Raw genomic sequence first — 15,218 nt, forward strand, 5'->3', positions numbered from 1 at the left:
TCGATTTCCAAATTAGCTTTGCTTGGCTCCTGTGCCCACTTAGGTAGGCAACATGAGCAGAACAAGAGTGCAGATATTTCTGACTAGTGAGTGAAATGGGTACTTTTGTTCAAATATAAAATTTAGTGTTCGTATTTTATTTTGTCTTTCTTGTAGTTTTGGATGGAGAAGGTAGAATGCGGGCGCCAATTAAAAGAATGCTGCTCCAAGAGGGTAGCGAGAACCAAAGATGAATGGGGTTGATGATGAAAAACGTTAAAACTTTAGCTTTAGCCGCTACAGCGGTCGCTGCCATGTCAGGCAATGCCTACGCCGCTGATCGTTCTGACCTGCACGCCAGTGACTACAAATGGATGCAGTTCAACCTGATGTACTCTATCGGTGAGAAGCCAGATAACCCAGCTTCAGGTGATCAGCACAACTACCTGGAAATGGAATTCGGTGGTCGTTCAGGTATCTTCGATCTGTACGGTTATGTTGATGTGTTCAACCTGGGTAACCAGTACACCACTGACGGTGACAAGAACCCAGGTTCAGGCACCAGCAAGATATTCATGAAGTTTGCACCACGTATCTCCATGGATGCAGTATTCAATAAAGACCTGTCTTTCGGCCCAGTTCAAGAAGTTTACTTCTCTACTCTGTTCAACTGGGACGGCCTGAATGGTGACGGCGTTAACAGCTCATTCTGGGGTGTGGGTGCTGACGTGATGGTGCCATGGCTGGGTAAAACCGGCATGAACCTGTACGCTTTCTACGACCTGAATGAGAAAGAGTGGAACGGTTATCAGTTCTCCATGAACTGGTTCAAGCCTTTCTACTTCTTCGACAACAAGAGCTTCCTGTCGTTCCAGGGTTACATCGACTACCAGTTCGGTGCTGACGAAGACAAGACAGCTTTTGTTCCTAAGACTTCTAACGGTGGTAACATCTTCTTCGGCCTGTACTGGCACTCAGATCGTTACGCTCTGGGCTATGGCCTGAAAGGCTTTAAAGACGTATACCTGCTTGAAGACGGTGCCGGTGCCCTGGCTCTGGAATCTACAGGTTGGTCTCACTACCTGAGCGCTACCTACAAGTTCTAATGGTAGATGGGGGTTATCCTCTAGGGTGACCCCCGTTTTTATTTTGCTCTGACTTAATCTTTACCTAAGCCTGAGCTATAGTGAGTTGGGTTCAATGAACCCGCAATATTAGCCGGAAGCTGGTTCAGCTTGTTTATGTAAAGGTTGACAGATTTCTCGCGTTAAAAGGGATTTTTCGCGGCAAGGCAAGGAACTCGAGTTCCCCCTTCCCGGTCTTCAAGGATTCAAGTCGTGATACTCGTTATCAAGGTTGAATACCCTACAAAGATGATTTGCAGTCAAATGCAGGCGTCGCCCGAAGGCCCGGCCATAACAATAACCACAAAAAGCCCCTCTGGCGCTGCCAAGACAGATTTTTAATCCTTTGATTTTATGTCTCGGAGAGCAATTATGAGCGATTTAAAACAAGCAGCACAGCGCGCCATCCAACTGATGGATCTGACTACCCTGAATGATGATGATACCGATCAGAAGGTGATCGAACTGTGTCATAAGGCCAACACTCCGGCCGGTCATACTGCTGCTATCTGTATCTATCCACGCTTTATTCCTATCGCGCGCAAGACTTTGGATGCCATGGGCGCCGATGATATCCGTATTGCCACAGTCACCAACTTCCCTCACGGCAATGATGACATCGCTATCGCCGTGCTGGAAACCCGTGCAGCAGTGGCTTACGGTGCCGACGAAGTGGATGTGGTATTCCCTTATCGTGCATTGATGGAAGGCAACGAAACTGTTGGTTTTGAGCTGGTCAAAGCCTGTAAAGAAGCCTGTGGTGACAATGTGCTTTTGAAAGTGATCATCGAATCCGGTGAACTGAAAGACCCGGCGCTTATTCGCAAGGCTTCCGAGTTGTCTATCGATGCCGGCGCTGACTTTATCAAGACCTCTACCGGTAAGGTACCTGTCAATGCCACTCTTGAAGCGGCTGAAATCATGCTGACCGTTATCAGTGAAAAGAACCCCGCAGTAGGGTTCAAGCCTGCCGGTGGTGTACGTGATGCCGCCCAAGCCGCTGAATTCCTCGGTACAGCCGAGCGTATTCTGGGCAATGACTGGGTTTCACCCCGTACTTTCCGTTTCGGTGCATCCAGCCTGCTGGCCAGTCTGCTGCACACGCTGGAATTGGCTGACGCTCCAGCACCGACTCAAGGTTACTAATCCCCGCTGATTGTGATCCAAGTCTATTTGGTGACGTCAAAACTTGGCTAGTATCTGTAATAAAGTTACTACATATTTGGCGTCCAACCCCAATACTGTAACGGCTTTTATAGACAAGGTTGCAGTAGAAAGGAGGCAGTATTATGTTTCTGGCACAAGAGATAATTCGTAAAAAACGCGAAAAAATGGCGCTTTCCAAGGAGGAGATCCAGTTCTTTGTCAAAGGCATTACCGATAACAGCGTGTCTGAAGGTCAGATAGCTGCATTCGGGATGGCGGTGTATTTTAACGACATGAGCATGGATGAGCGCATCGCACTGACTACGGCTATGCGTGATTCCGGCACTGTGCTCAATTGGGATAGCCTGCAGCTCGACGGCCCTGTCATAGACAAACACAGTACAGGCGGCGTGGGTGATGTTATCAGCCTGATGCTTGGCCCCATGGCGGCAGCCTGCGGCGGTTATGTTCCCATGATTTCCGGTCGTGGGCTGGGCCACACAGGTGGCACTCTGGATAAGTTTGACGCCATCCCCGGCTATCAGACTGAGCCCGACAGCGAACTATTCCGTAAGGTGGTTAAAGAGGTCGGTGTGGCCATTATCGGTCAAACCGGCGATCTGGTCCCTGCCGACAAGCGTTTCTATTCCATTCGTGACAACACGGCCACTGTCGAATCCATTCCGCTTATCACCGCCTCTATTCTGTCGAAGAAGCTGGCTTGTAGCCTGGATGCGCTGGCGATGGATGTCAAAGTGGGCAGCGGTGCCTTTATGCCGACTTATCAGGCATCCGAGGAACTGGCTCGTTCTATTGTTGCGGTTGCCAATGGTGCAGGTACCAAGACCACGGCTCTGCTGACAGATATGAACCAGGTGTTGGCCTCCTGCGCCGGGAACGCGGTCGAAGTGCTCGAGGCGGTGAACTTCCTTACCGGCAAATATCGTAATCCGCGCCTCTACGAAGTCACTATGGGACTTTGCAGTGAGATGTTGCTGCTCGGTGGTCTTGCCGCCAATGAGGCCGAGGCCCGCAGTAAGCTCAACGCCGTACTGGATAATGGCAAGGCCGCCGAGATCTTCGCCCGTATGGTTTCCGGACTGGGTGGCCCGGCCGATTTTGTCGAACATCCTGAAAAATACTTGCCCCAAGCCAAGATTATTCGTCCTGTATATGCCGAGCGTTCCGGCTTTGCTTACAGCATGGATACCCGTGAACTCGGCTTGGCTGTGGTCACTCTGGGTGGTGGTCGTCGTAAGCCAGGTGATGCCCTGGATTACAGCGTCGGCCTGACACAGGTTTGTGCCCTGGGACATGAAATCAATGCCGACAAACCGCTGGCAATGGTGCATGCCCAGTCAGAAAGCGCCTTCGAAGAAGCCGCTGCCGCGGTGCGCAGAGCCATAGTCATTGGCGACAGCGCCCCTGAGAAAACACCGGAGATCTATCGCGCCATCCGCGCTGCCGATCTCCAGGAGAAGTAGTATGAAACGTACCATTATTTTAATGCTGGATTCCTTCGGCGTCGGCGCAGCAGGTGATGCGGCCAAGTTTGGTGACCTGGGTTCAGATACCTTTGGTCATATCGCCAAGGAGTGTGCCGAAGGGCGTGCCAATGATGGCCGTGAAGGGCCGCTGAAGTTACCCAACCTTAGCCGTCTGGGGCTGGCACATGCCGCCATGGAAAGCACTGGTCAGTTTGCCCCCGGGTTTGACGCCGATGTCGAGTTGATAGGCGCTTATGGTCATGCCGAAGAGCTGAGCTCAGGCAAGGATACCCCCAGTGGTCACTGGGAAATGGCCGGCGTTCCAGTGCTGTTTGATTGGGGCTATTTCAGCGACAAGCAAAACTCTTTCCCCAAAGAGTTGACCGATAAGATCCTGGCACGCGCCGGCCTCAGCGGTTTCCTTGGCAATTGTCACGCATCCGGTACTGCGATTCTGGAAGAATTGGGTGAAGAACATATGCGTTCCGGCCTGCCTATCTTCTACACTTCGGCCGACTCCGTGTTCCAGATTGCCTGCCATGAAGAAAGCTTCGGCCTGGAAAACCTCTACCGTTTGTGTGAAATCGCCCGTGAAGAGCTTGAGCCATATAATATCGGCCGAGTCATAGCGCGACCCTTTGTTGGCAGCGGCGCCGCCGATTTTGCCCGCACCGGCAATCGCCGTGACTACGCGGTAGAGCCACCGGCGAAAACTGTGCTGGATAAGCTGAAAGCCGCCGGCGGCCAAGTGGTCAGTGTCGGTAAAATTTCCGATATTTATGCCCACTGCGGTATCACCAGCAAGGTTAAGGCCTCGGGCCTGGAGGCTCTATTCGATGCTACACTGGAGCAGGTCAAGGCTGCCGGTGACAACACCATAGTCTTCACCAACTTCGTGGATTTCGATTCCCACTATGGCCACCGCCGAGATGTGGCAGGTTATGCCCGGGGATTGGAATACTTCGATGCAAGATTGCCTGAAATCCTGGCACTGCTGAATAAGGATGACTTGCTTATCCTGACTGCAGACCATGGTTGCGACCCTACTTGGGAAGGCACAGATCATACCCGCGAACATGTGCCGGTTCTGGCCTATGGCGCAGGTTTGAGTGCCGGCTCATTGGGGCGTCGCAAGAGCTTTGCCGATATCGGCCAATCCATTGCCAGCTACTTCAAGCTGGAACCAATGGAATACGGCGAATCATTTATTCGCTGACAAGATATGGCTCCCTCGCCGGAGCCGTCTTTAATAAACAGACTTGAGTCTTTATAAAACTAACGGGGTTATTTCGATGGCAACACCACATATCAATGCAGTTGACGGCGCATTCGCTGAAACCGTACTTTTCCCTGGCGATCCATTGCGGGCCAAGTACATTGCCGAAACCTTCCTGGAAAACGTAGAACAGGTTACCGACGTACGTAACATGCTCGGTTTCACAGGTACCTACAAAGGCAAGCGTATCTCTGTGATGGGTTCAGGCATGGGTATCCCTTCCTGCTCCATTTATGCCACTGAGCTTATCAAGGACTATGGTGTCAAGAACCTGATCCGCGTAGGCACCTGTGGTGCAATCAGTACAGACGTTAAAGTGCGCGATGTGATCATCGGCATGGGCGCCTGCACCGATTCTCAGGTGAACCGTCTGCGTTTCAAAGGTCAGGACTTTGCTGCCATCGCCAACTATGAGCTGATGAGTGCTGTAGTCGACTCAGCCAAGACTCACGGTACCAAAATTCGTGTAGGTAATGTGTTCTCTGCCGATCTCTTCTACACTCCGGATCCTGAAATGTTCGACGTGATGGAAAAGATGGGAGTACTGGGTGTGGAAATGGAAGCTGCCGGTCTCTACGGTGTTGCCCATGAATTCGGTGCCCGCGCTCTTTGCGTGGTAACTGTTTCCGACCATATCCGTACCGGTGAGAAGACCAGCTCTGATGAGCGTCAAACCACTTTCAACGATATGATCGTCATGACGCTGGATGCTGCGATTACCCTGTAATCCGGTAACCAACTGACATCATAAGGGCTCCCTCGGGAGCCCTTATTGTTTCTAAGCCTTTTCACTTATTCCTGGAGCGCGGCTCTGCAGCTGAAGCTGGCTCTTGGGCTATTCGTTCTTTTTGTTTGCTTCTGCAGTTTGAGGCTCCCGTTTGGGGACAACTCCCGGCCAGGGACTTTTACCGCGGGGATCGTCCGCATCGACAGGATCCGGGATCAGGCTATCGTTGGCTTGCTTGGCTTCGCTTTGGTCTCTTTGGTTACTTGGGTCAATTGGGGGCGCTGAAGTTTCAGCGCCTGTTTCTGTTTGGACCTTTTCCCCTGCTTTATTGTCAATCCCAGGTTCAGTGTTTACCTCTGAGTGCTCTGGCCTGGCAGCCTTTGTGGCCGAGGCTTTGGCCGGCTTTTCTGCCTGTTTGGGAGATATATTGGTGTTGGATTCAGCTTCAAGCTCGGTCTGGGAACCGCCGGTATCCGGGGCTGAATCTTGGCTTTCGGTGGCAGTAGGTTCAGTATCCGAGGCTTCCTTGGCGGTTGCTTTTTCCTGCTGTTTAAGCTTTTTACGCCTGCGCTTGACCCGGGTGCGGCGGCGGTCAAAGTCGGCGCGTTTGAACGACAAGGCCCGCGACAGCAACAGGCCGATAAAGCCCGCGACTATCAGCATCAGTTGCTGCTGCTCCATATTCAGCTCGTGGGCTTCTTTGATCTCATTGAAAAACAGCTTGGGATCCAGCCTGACTTCGACGAAGCCCAGGTTTTTACCTTGCTGGATCACCGGCTCGACATAAGGGGGATAGGGCGCCAGCAGATCATCCAGCTCCGGGGAGTCCGGCTCCAGCAACTCTGGGCTGACATCCTGGGCAAAGGATAGCCGCTGGCCATCCTCGCTGTAGATAGTCGCCGCCATCACCTTGGGATCTTCCACCAGGGCGCTGGCCAGCCACTGCAACTGCTCATCATTTTGCAGTTGCAACGCCGGTGCGGCACCATAGGCTGTTTGTTGCACCAATAATCTGGCCATCTTTTGGGTTTGGGTCTTCAGAAGCCGCTGCCCTTGTAGTAGGCTTGTCTGCCACAGCTGGACCAGGCCGACCAGCAGAGTGACGGCTATGGCGATCTGCAGCAGTCTGCTGATCTTCTGGCTTTTTTTAAGGCCCTTGAACAACAATACTTTGTCCCTTAATCAAATTCGGTGTTTCCCTAATCATAATGGATTATGGGTATGCCCGATAGCCGGAGAGCAGTGACCATGGAGTCAGTCTTACCTTTTCCCCTGTTGGCCAGTCAACGTCAGGATGGTGTCTATGTCTTGAGTCTGCAGCAGCATACTTGGCCGGCATTCAAGGAAGGGCAACATGCTCAAGGTGAGCGATTACGGCTGATCTTCAGTGAAAAAGCCGCGGCTGCTGTTGCCGATTTGCTTCCCGAGTTGGCACCTAGGGCGGTGGCGATTTTACAGCGCGAGCAATCCTTGTATGGGCTCGAGTTGCTGCTCGAGGCGGGTATCTGTCAATCCATGCAGAATCGTCTTGAGTCAATTTGCGAGCTGGACTACCTGCCCATTGCGGCGACAACGAGTTTACCGCAGCTTTCGACTCCAGGCCTGTTGGTGATGGATATGGACTCGACCGCCATTACCATTGAGTGTATCGATGAATTGGCGGCCGCTGCCGGCGTGGGCGCCGAGGTGGCACAAGTGACCGAGCGGGCGATGCAGGGGGAGCTGGACTTCGAACAGAGCCTGCGCCAGAGGGTGGCCAAGCTCAAGGGCGCAAATCAAAGTATTATTGATGACCTCTGTGCCCGCTTGCCCTTGAGCCCCGGGCTTGAGAGCATGATAGCCGAGCTCAAGTCCTATGGCTGGCGCACTGTGGTGGCCTCAGGTGGTTTTACCCCCTTTGTTGGCCATCTGCAGCAGTTGCTTGGGTTGGATGCCGCTTTTGCCAATGAACTGGTAATAAGCGATGGCAAGTTGCTCGGCGAGGTTAGCGGTCAGGTAGTGGATGCCGCCTTCAAGGCTGATGTGGTGAAAAAATGCGCCGAGCAGTGGCAGATAGCTGCCGGGCAAAGGCTGGCCATAGGCGATGGCGCCAACGATATCCCCATGGTGCAGGCGGCCGATTTTGGTATTGCCTATCATGCCAAACCTAAGCTGGCTGCGGCGGCTGCGGCCAGGATCAATAAGCTGGGCCTGCAGGTATTACCTTTCTTGCTGCAAGGGCGCTGAAGCGTTAACAGTTAGAATTAGAGTGATTGCTCTTGTTTTTGTGACCGGGATTCATTAGCTTTTGCTATAGAACCCGGTGACGACACACTCCATGGAAACTGTACAGCAATCAATCTTTCTGCCTTATCGAGATGGCGAACTGCATCTTCGGAAAATTTCTCCCGCCGCCGGTTTTCGGCATCAGATCCCGATTTTGATGTTGCATGGCGCCATGTCCAACGGCCGGGTGTTTTACAGCAGCAGAGGTCGAGGTCTGGCACCGTTTCTGGCCCAGGCGGGCTTTACCGTCTATGTAATGGACAGTGCAGGTCGCGGTCTCAGCACGCCTAAGTTAGCGCGAGGGTTTGAGCTTGGACAAGGCGAGGTCATCCGTGAACAACTGCCCCAGGTGCAGCAGTATCTGCTTGAGGCCGAATCCCTGGACAAACTGCATTGGTGTGCCCATTCCTGGGGCGGGGTGCTGATGGCCAGCGCCTTGGCCCGATTTTCTGAACTGCAAGCCTCGGTGGCATCACTGCTTACCTTTGGCAGCAAGCGCACCATAAGAGTCAGGTCATTGAAAAAGTGGCTGATGGTGGATCTCGTTTGGAACCGCCTGGCTCCCGGCATTGCCGCCGGTCACGGCTATCTCGCGGCCGACAAGTGGCGCATGGGCATGGATAACGAGAGCCGGGCTTCGCTACAGCAGAGCATAGATTGGGTACGCGGTGATTGGATAGATCATGACGATGGTTTCGACTATGGCCGGGCTGCCGCCAAAGCCACTTGGCCCAAGAGTTGGTTTATCGCCGGACAGAATGACACTGTGCTCGGCAACCCGGAAGATGTGCTGGATATGATGGCCGAATGCGGCTTGCAAAATAGCCGCTTTACCTTACTGTCACGGGAAAACGGCAATCGCCACGACTATGGTCATGCGGATATGCTGACCCATGTGGATGCACCAAACGATCATTTCAACAAGGTGCTCGCCTGGTATCAGGGTTTTGAGCTTTCCAGCGTCAGTGACTGAGCTTCTGGATTTAATTCCGGGTAGCGCAGCAAGACCTCGCTGGTGATTTCCAAAAACTCGCCAACGCCCACTACCCGCCACAGCATCTCTTCGAGCTTCTTGGCCTTGTGCTTGGCATGAACACCTATATATTCCAGTTCGCGGCGGATATAGCCCAGATCCGGTTTACCGGCGGCGCCGCGATAGACTTTCAAGGCCATAAAGCTGCCGAGCGATTGCGCCTGACGGATAAAATCCACTTGGGCCTGACGCTCCGCCAGTTCATGGCGGGCGGTGCAGCGCAGCCGCAACTGGCCGCTGGATTGGCGCACCAACTGCACAAAGACTTCGAAGCTGTCCATGGTCATCTGCGGCTTCATCGCCCGTATCGGGCCGATAAAGTCGCGCTTCAGCCGGCCGTCTTGCAGTAAAGGTTCGAGATTGAACTGCAATTGCTCAGCGCTGCTGTTGGCGAACAAGTCGCTGACGGCATCCGGTTCTACGCCGACCCCCAGCGCCGACAAACGGAAAGACTTAACGGTTTTTTCCACAAGGAAAGGCACTGAATGCAGTTTGCGCATCAAGAGGTTTTTCATCGCTTCGGCCAGTTCTTTGACCTCAGAGTTATCCTCTGTCAGTTGCTGCAATTTCTCGCGGTTTTGCTCTATCAGGCGGTGTAAAAACTCCACGCCCGGATGAGGCGTGTGGCCCATCACTGCCGCCAGATGCAGGGTGACACCGTTTTTACGGCTGCGCACCAATCGATAGGGCAGCGCCTGAAGTTTTGCCTTGGGCGCCAGCTCCTGCAGTTTGGGAAAGCTCAGCAGCAGCGGCTCCTTGGGGTTGAGAGTCGCGTTCTCATCCAGGTTCAGCTGCAGGCCACGACTGGAAATATCATGGGTGATCCCTGTGTATTGCTGTTTACCCTGACTGATGTTGACCAGGGTCTTGAAGGAGAACCTGGCTTCCTGGCGCCGCTCGCTGAAATACATGGACACCAATCGGATACTGTTGGCGGTGATTTTGGCTTGGCCGAAACGCTTGAGCTCATTGGCGTCCATCTTGAATGGCCAACGACGATACTCTTCGGCGGCCTGTTCGTCGGTCACATCCATCAACTGTAATATGTGGCTGTATTTACTCAGCTGCTGTTCAGTCAGTGCCGAGTAGTTGCTGTCATCGCCCGGGAGCATGGAGGCCTTGTAGGAACCCTGGTGGTCTATGGCATCCAGGCTCACCTGGATAACCTTCCAACTGCCCTTGGTGGCACCAAAGCCGAGAAACAGAGGTTGCAGGCGGCTTTTTTTCAGTTCGCTGAGGCTGGCAGAGTAGAAGTAGAGTTGACCACGGGCATTATAGGTAAAGCTGAACAGTAATCTGTGGTCGGCGTTGTCCGGCTCGGCGAGCATGGCCGTCAGTCTCTGCTTGCTCAGCAGTCCCGGCAATTGGTTGATATCGGCTTCATCAAGGAAATCGTGCAGCAGTGCCTGATTGTCCCGGCTAAGCAGCAGAGCACCAATAGCAGGCTTGCCTTGGCTGTCCTGTTCGATAAACAGCGGCAGGTGCGGCAGATGGGCTAAGTAGTGGCGCTCGAAACCCATCCCCGTGGCGGTTACCAGCACATCGTTGACATCCACCTTATAGCGGAACTTATAGCCGCGAATGAGGCTGGCGAGCATTTCGGCCAACTGTTCGCTGCCGCCGATGCGCTTGAGCCGCATCCAGCAGGTGTCCTGCTCAGTCTGGGCATCGACTATCTGGTAGTCGACCCCGAGTTGCAGATCCCGGTAATAGTATTCATCGCTGAGATCCAGCAGCTTGACCCGCAGCGGCCGGTTGAGATCGAAGTTGTGTCTGGCGGGCAGGCGCACTCTGGCGCCACCGACGGAGAGATCCGCGGTATTGCCGCGCACCTCCTCTCTGCCGGGTTGGGAAACAGCTATCTTGATGCTGTAGTTCATCCGCTCTTCACTGCGGTTGAAGTAGCGCCCCAGCACAATCCCGGGTACCAGATAGGGATTCCCCTGTCCTTCCTGATTGCGAGGCGTTTGCTGCAGCTTTTGGCGACGCTGGCGATGAGCCTCCATCACCTGCTCGTACACTCCCATGGTGTACTGGTTGCGGTACAGTGCCAGTGCGGCATCAAAGGCCTCTTTGGCCGGGTCATCAAGGAAGTGGCGTTGGTCGGCGAAGCGATACTCCTGGCAGGGCAGTTCCGACTTGTCTCTGAGGTCAATGATCCTCAGACAGGGGGAAGCCAGGCGCTGGATTTCCATCTTTAACAGAAAGCGGGTCGAGTTGGACTCTTCGGCGGTGAGCTGCAAGAAGATCTCACTGAAGTCCGGCTCCATCATCAGGGGCTTGAGTTGTTCAATCAGGGCGCTGTGGTGATCTGGGCTCATGGACTCGCTCTTTAAAGGGTGCTTATTCTTGTGCTGACTGTTAGTCTTATGTCGGCCCAGCTTTGGGAAGCTTGAACCCAATTCGGGATTATCACGCTGAAAGTATCACTTTGAAAGTGCAATTATTTTAATTAACTATTACAGATTTTACACAAGTTTGAACCCAGATGGCGAAGAATAAAACAGCATACGTGTGCAACGAATGTGGCCAGGACTTTCCCCGCTGGCAGGGGCAGTGCAGTGCCTGTCATGAATGGAATACCATTACCGAAGTCCGGCTGGGGGCGGCCACGCCATCCCGGGGCGGTCAGTTCAGCGGTTATGCCGGTGCCGGTGCCAGTGAGATCCAGACGCTGGATCAGATAGATCTCAACGAAGTGCCAAGGATCCCCAGCAGCTTTATCGAATTTGACCGAGTGCTCGGTGGCGGCATAGTCGCCGGCAGTGCCATCCTGATTGGCGGGCATCCGGGCGCAGGCAAGAGTACCTTGCTGCTGCAGACTTTATGTCAGTTGGCCGAGACCATGCCGGCTCTCTATGTGACCGGCGAGGAATCTTTGCAACAAGTGGCGATGCGTGCCCATCGTTTGGGCCTGCCCACAGGGCGCTTGAAGATGTTGTCCGAAACCAGTGTCGAGACCATCTGCACTGTGGCACTGCGGGAGAAGCCCAAGGTCATAGTGATAGATTCGATTCAGGTGATGCATATCAGCGATGTGCAGTCCTCCCCCGGCAGTGTGGCCCAGGTTCGTGAGTCGGCCGCCTTTCTGACCCGTTTTGCCAAGCAAAACGGTATCGCCATCATCATGGTCGGCCATGTTACCAAAGACGGATCTCTGGCCGGCCCCAAGGTGTTGGAGCACTGCATAGATTGCTCTGTGATGTTTGAAGGGGACAGCGATAGCCGCTACCGTACCCTGCGCTCGCACAAGAACCGCTTCGGCGCGATCAATGAACTGGGGGTATTCGCCATGACGGAGCGGGGGCTTAAGGAAGTGGCCAATCCGTCGGCGATATTTCTGTCTCGCGCCGATGAAGCTGCCTCCGGCTCGTTGGTGATGGTGGTTTGGGAGGGCACCCGGCCGCTGTTGGTGGAACTGCAGGTGTTGGTAGACAGCTCGGCACTGTCGCATCCGCGGCGGGTCGCAGTGGGGATTGATGCCAACCGTTTGGCTATGTTGCTGGCGGTAATGCATCGTCATGGCGGCTTACAGATGTCGGATCAGGACGTGTTTGTCAACGTGGTCGGCGGTGTCAAGGTGACAGAAACCAGCGCCGATTTGACTCTGCTGCTGGCCATGGTTTCCAGTTTCCGCGGTGATATTCTGCCCAGGGATCTGGTGGTGTTCGGCGAAGTGGGCCTTTCCGGCGAGATACGTCCCGTGCCCAATGGCCAGGAGCGTTTGGTGGAAGCTGCCAAGCACGGCTTTACCCGGGCAATAGTGCCCAAGGCCAATATGCCGAAAAAACCGCCTCAGGGGATGCAGGTGATAGGGGTGAGCAAACTCAGCGAGGCGCTCGGGGCTTTGTGATTGCTTGTGAGTAATAGCCAGGCAAACAGGGCTATTGCGGCCCTGTATACTGCGAAGCAGGAGCCGCCTCAGCGGCTCTGTTCATGTTCGGCGATAAACTGCTCCAACTCCCGGTGCAGCAGTGAGGCATCGCCAAGATTCAACTCCAGCAGCCTTCTTAAGTGACTGATGCTCTCGACATCGATGAGAGCACACTTGAGACCCAGGAGACCGTTGCGGCGATGCACAACTTCGGCCTCCATACAGAGTTGCACCTCGGACTGGGGCAGGCGAAAACTCAGCTCCAGCACGCCTTCGGGAGCGAAATCGGCAGGTTCTTCTACCATGGCGCCGTTGAGACAGAGATCCAACAAGTGGGTGCCCCATATCTTGTCACCGCAGCTCAACTGGGCATCTATGGTAAACAGGATCCGTGAAAACTTGCGCTTTTCGTCCATATTCAGTCCTTTAATTCTTGGTCTGTCCTTATTGTAGCCACATAAGAAGCGCTTGGCACCGAACTCAGGTCAAATATCTATCCGCTACAGACAAAATATGAAAAATTGTGAATAATGGCGTCTACCCCAGCCGGTTGGAATACAAGCATGGCATACCGCATATTGATAGTGGACGATGAGGCTATCATTCGGACTCGTTTGAAAGGCTATTTTGAAAAAGATGGTTACCAGGTGATGGAAGTCGCCGACGGTGAGCAGATGTGGCAGCAACTGCAGCAACAGCATGTGGATCTGGTGATGCTGGATATCAATATGCCGGGGGATGATGGCCTGATGCTGACCCGTGAGCTGCGCAGCCGCTCAGATGTGGGCATTATTCTGGTAACCGGCCGGGATGAGGCGATAGATAAGATAGTGGGCCTGGAGATGGGCGCCGATGATTATGTCACCAAGCCGTTTGAGTTTCGCGAGCTCAGGGTCAGGGTCAAAAACCTGCTCTGGCGCATCTCTCTGGTGAAAAAGGCCCAGCAGCAAACGGCCGAACAATTGTCGCGCTCGGACGATAATCTCTATTTCGAGGGCTATCATCTGCAGCTCAATAGTCGCCGTTTGAGCTTGGATGGGCAGGCTATCAAGTTGACCAAGGCCGAGTTTGAACTCTTGGTGGCCTTTGCCCTGCATCCGCAGCAGGTACTCTCGAGAGAGCGCTTGATGCAGCAAACCAGCCACAGGGATCAGGATGTCAACGACCGCACCATAGATGTGATTATTCGGCGCTTGCGCAGCAAGCTGAGTCCAGAGCTGTTTGTCACTGTGCATGGTGAAGGTTATCTGTTTGCCGCCGATGTCAGCGACTGAGTTTTGAGCCCTTGGCTTCCACTCTGTATACCGGATAGAAATCCGCCGGGGCCAAACTGTCATCCAGTTGCATGCTTTTGAGGTTATCCGGGCGCAACTGCAAAATTGCCGGACCTATATCACCAAACGCCTTTTCCCCCTGCAACAGCCTGACGGCGAGATCGACCGCCAGCCGCCCCTGCAGTACCACTCTGTCATCATTGGCATAAGCAACCTTGTTGCGCTTGAGGGCGCGCAGTACATCCGGTGATAGATAGCTGCTCACCAGCGCCATTTTGTTGGTCAGGTTTCTCTGCCTGAGAGTGCCCATGGCGGCTTCAATGGCGACGGCACTGCCGAGCAAGGCTTGCGGCAGCGGCTGCTCATTTTGATTGAGCAACAGATTGAGCTGATCCCGGTAGAGATTACGGTTGTTGTCGGCATGCATCACGGCCACTATCTCCACCTGGCTGTCTTGCAGTGCTTGTCTGACACCTTTTTCCACCAGGTCGGTTCCGCCACGGCCTTCGGGTCCCGCCAGCATCGCCAGGCGTTTGTGCGGGGTAGATGCGAGAAACTCACCGGTCAGATAACCCATCTGATACCAGTTGACTCCTATATGGGTTTGTACCCGGTTGTCTGCCAACTGGTTCACCAGCGCCAACACAGGCTTGGTCAGTTCCAGCGCCTGGCCCTCGAGCAGGTGTGGGCTGACGGCGCCAAGCAAAATCGCATCGGCATCGCCATCGAGGCAGGATTTGAGTTGCGCCAACTGGGTCTGGTTGTTGCCATAGCCGCCGGCTTCATGGAGTTCCAGTCCAAGCCCCAAGGCTTGGCTCTGTTTGGCCAAGCCATAATCAATTCCTATCCAATAGGCGTCTTTAAGATGCGGCACCAAAGCGCACAGCTTCCAGGGCTTGTTGGCCTTGGTGAGCGGAGTGTGGGTTAGAGGGCTGGCCTGCTGGATTGCTTCGTTGTAAGGACTACGCTGCTCAAGCTCCCAGGTTTCATTGGCCAGCGCGGCAGGGGTAAACATCAGCAGAGCCAATAACCA

Annotated in this window: 13 protein-coding genes; 9 read left to right on the forward strand and 4 right to left on the reverse strand. The window is 54.0% G+C overall.

Going from position 1 to position 15,218, the window contains the following annotated elements:
• The first annotated feature begins 245 nt into the window (after positions 1–245).
• The 5 genes from ACWAU4_RS06375 (at position 246) to deoD (ending at position 5,739) form a co-directional block, all read left to right on the forward strand.
• Complete coding sequence (locus ACWAU4_RS06375) at positions 246–1,085, forward strand: nucleoside-specific channel-forming Tsx family protein (protein ID WP_025887926.1); 840 nt, start codon at positions 246–248, stop codon at positions 1,083–1,085.
• 390 nt (positions 1,086–1,475) lie between these two features.
• Positions 1,476–2,249, forward strand: a complete 774-nt coding sequence (deoC, locus tag ACWAU4_RS06380; protein WP_025887927.1) for a deoxyribose-phosphate aldolase — start codon at positions 1,476–1,478, stop codon at positions 2,247–2,249.
• A 143-nt stretch (positions 2,250–2,392) separates the two neighbouring features.
• Entirely contained in the window at positions 2,393–3,733 is a 1,341-nt protein-coding gene (deoA, locus tag ACWAU4_RS06385; RefSeq protein ID WP_208124316.1) for a thymidine phosphorylase, read from the forward strand.
• A gap of 1 nt (position 3,734) precedes the next feature.
• Entirely contained in the window at positions 3,735–4,952 is a 1,218-nt protein-coding gene (locus ACWAU4_RS06390) for a phosphopentomutase (protein ID WP_025009944.1), read from the forward strand.
• Positions 4,953–5,028: 76 nt separating this feature from the next.
• Complete coding sequence (gene deoD / locus ACWAU4_RS06395) at positions 5,029–5,739, forward strand: purine-nucleoside phosphorylase (RefSeq protein ID WP_025009945.1); 711 nt, start codon at positions 5,029–5,031, stop codon at positions 5,737–5,739.
• A gap of 108 nt (positions 5,740–5,847) precedes the next feature.
• Here deoD and ACWAU4_RS06400 read toward each other — a convergent pair whose 3' ends face one another.
• Positions 5,848–6,906, reverse strand: a complete 1,059-nt coding sequence (locus ACWAU4_RS06400) for a YtjB family periplasmic protein (RefSeq protein WP_208125620.1) — start codon at positions 6,904–6,906, stop codon at positions 5,848–5,850.
• An 81-nt stretch (positions 6,907–6,987) separates the two neighbouring features.
• Here ACWAU4_RS06400 and serB point away from each other — a divergent pair, with 81 nt between their 5' ends.
• Both serB and ACWAU4_RS06410 read left to right on the forward strand, forming a co-directional pair.
• Entirely contained in the window at positions 6,988–7,965 is a 978-nt protein-coding gene (serB, locus tag ACWAU4_RS06405; RefSeq protein ID WP_208125621.1) for a phosphoserine phosphatase SerB, read from the forward strand.
• Positions 7,966–8,056: 91 nt separating this feature from the next.
• The gene (locus tag ACWAU4_RS06410; RefSeq protein WP_208194023.1) at positions 8,057–8,977 is read left to right on the forward strand and encodes an alpha/beta fold hydrolase; all 921 of its coding nucleotides are present in this window, start codon (positions 8,057–8,059) and stop codon (positions 8,975–8,977) included.
• On the opposite strand, the gene ACWAU4_RS06415 is transcribed toward ACWAU4_RS06410, so the two are convergent.
• Positions 8,944–11,358, reverse strand: a complete 2,415-nt coding sequence (locus tag ACWAU4_RS06415) for a PilZ domain-containing protein (RefSeq protein ID WP_144165379.1) — start codon at positions 11,356–11,358, stop codon at positions 8,944–8,946. The genes ACWAU4_RS06410 and ACWAU4_RS06415 overlap by 34 nt on opposite strands.
• 167 nt (positions 11,359–11,525) lie before the next feature.
• On the opposite strand from ACWAU4_RS06415, the gene radA reads away from it, so the two are divergent.
• Positions 11,526–12,890, forward strand: a complete 1,365-nt coding sequence (radA, locus tag ACWAU4_RS06420; RefSeq protein ID WP_454290506.1) for a DNA repair protein RadA — start codon at positions 11,526–11,528, stop codon at positions 12,888–12,890.
• A 68-nt stretch (positions 12,891–12,958) separates the two neighbouring features.
• Here the strand turns inward: radA and ACWAU4_RS06425 are convergent, their stop codons facing one another.
• On the reverse strand, positions 12,959–13,327 hold the full coding sequence (locus tag ACWAU4_RS06425) for a PilZ domain-containing protein (RefSeq protein WP_025009948.1): 369 nt from the start codon (positions 13,325–13,327) through the stop codon (positions 12,959–12,961).
• 147 nt (positions 13,328–13,474) lie between these two features.
• Here ACWAU4_RS06425 and torR point away from each other — a divergent pair, with 147 nt between their 5' ends.
• Positions 13,475–14,185, forward strand: a complete 711-nt coding sequence (gene torR, locus ACWAU4_RS06430) for a two-component system response regulator TorR (RefSeq protein ID WP_208194025.1) — start codon at positions 13,475–13,477, stop codon at positions 14,183–14,185.
• On the opposite strand, the gene torT is transcribed toward torR, so the two are convergent.
• Positions 14,175–15,200: a TMAO reductase system periplasmic protein TorT gene (torT, locus tag ACWAU4_RS06435; RefSeq protein WP_208157482.1), complete on the reverse strand. Its 1,026-nt coding sequence runs from the start codon at positions 15,198–15,200 to the stop codon at positions 14,175–14,177. The two genes, torR and torT, sit on opposite strands and share 11 nt — an antisense overlap.
• Positions 15,201–15,218 lie beyond the last annotated feature (18 nt).

Source organism: Shewanella sp. FeAMO (genome assembly GCF_053653955.1).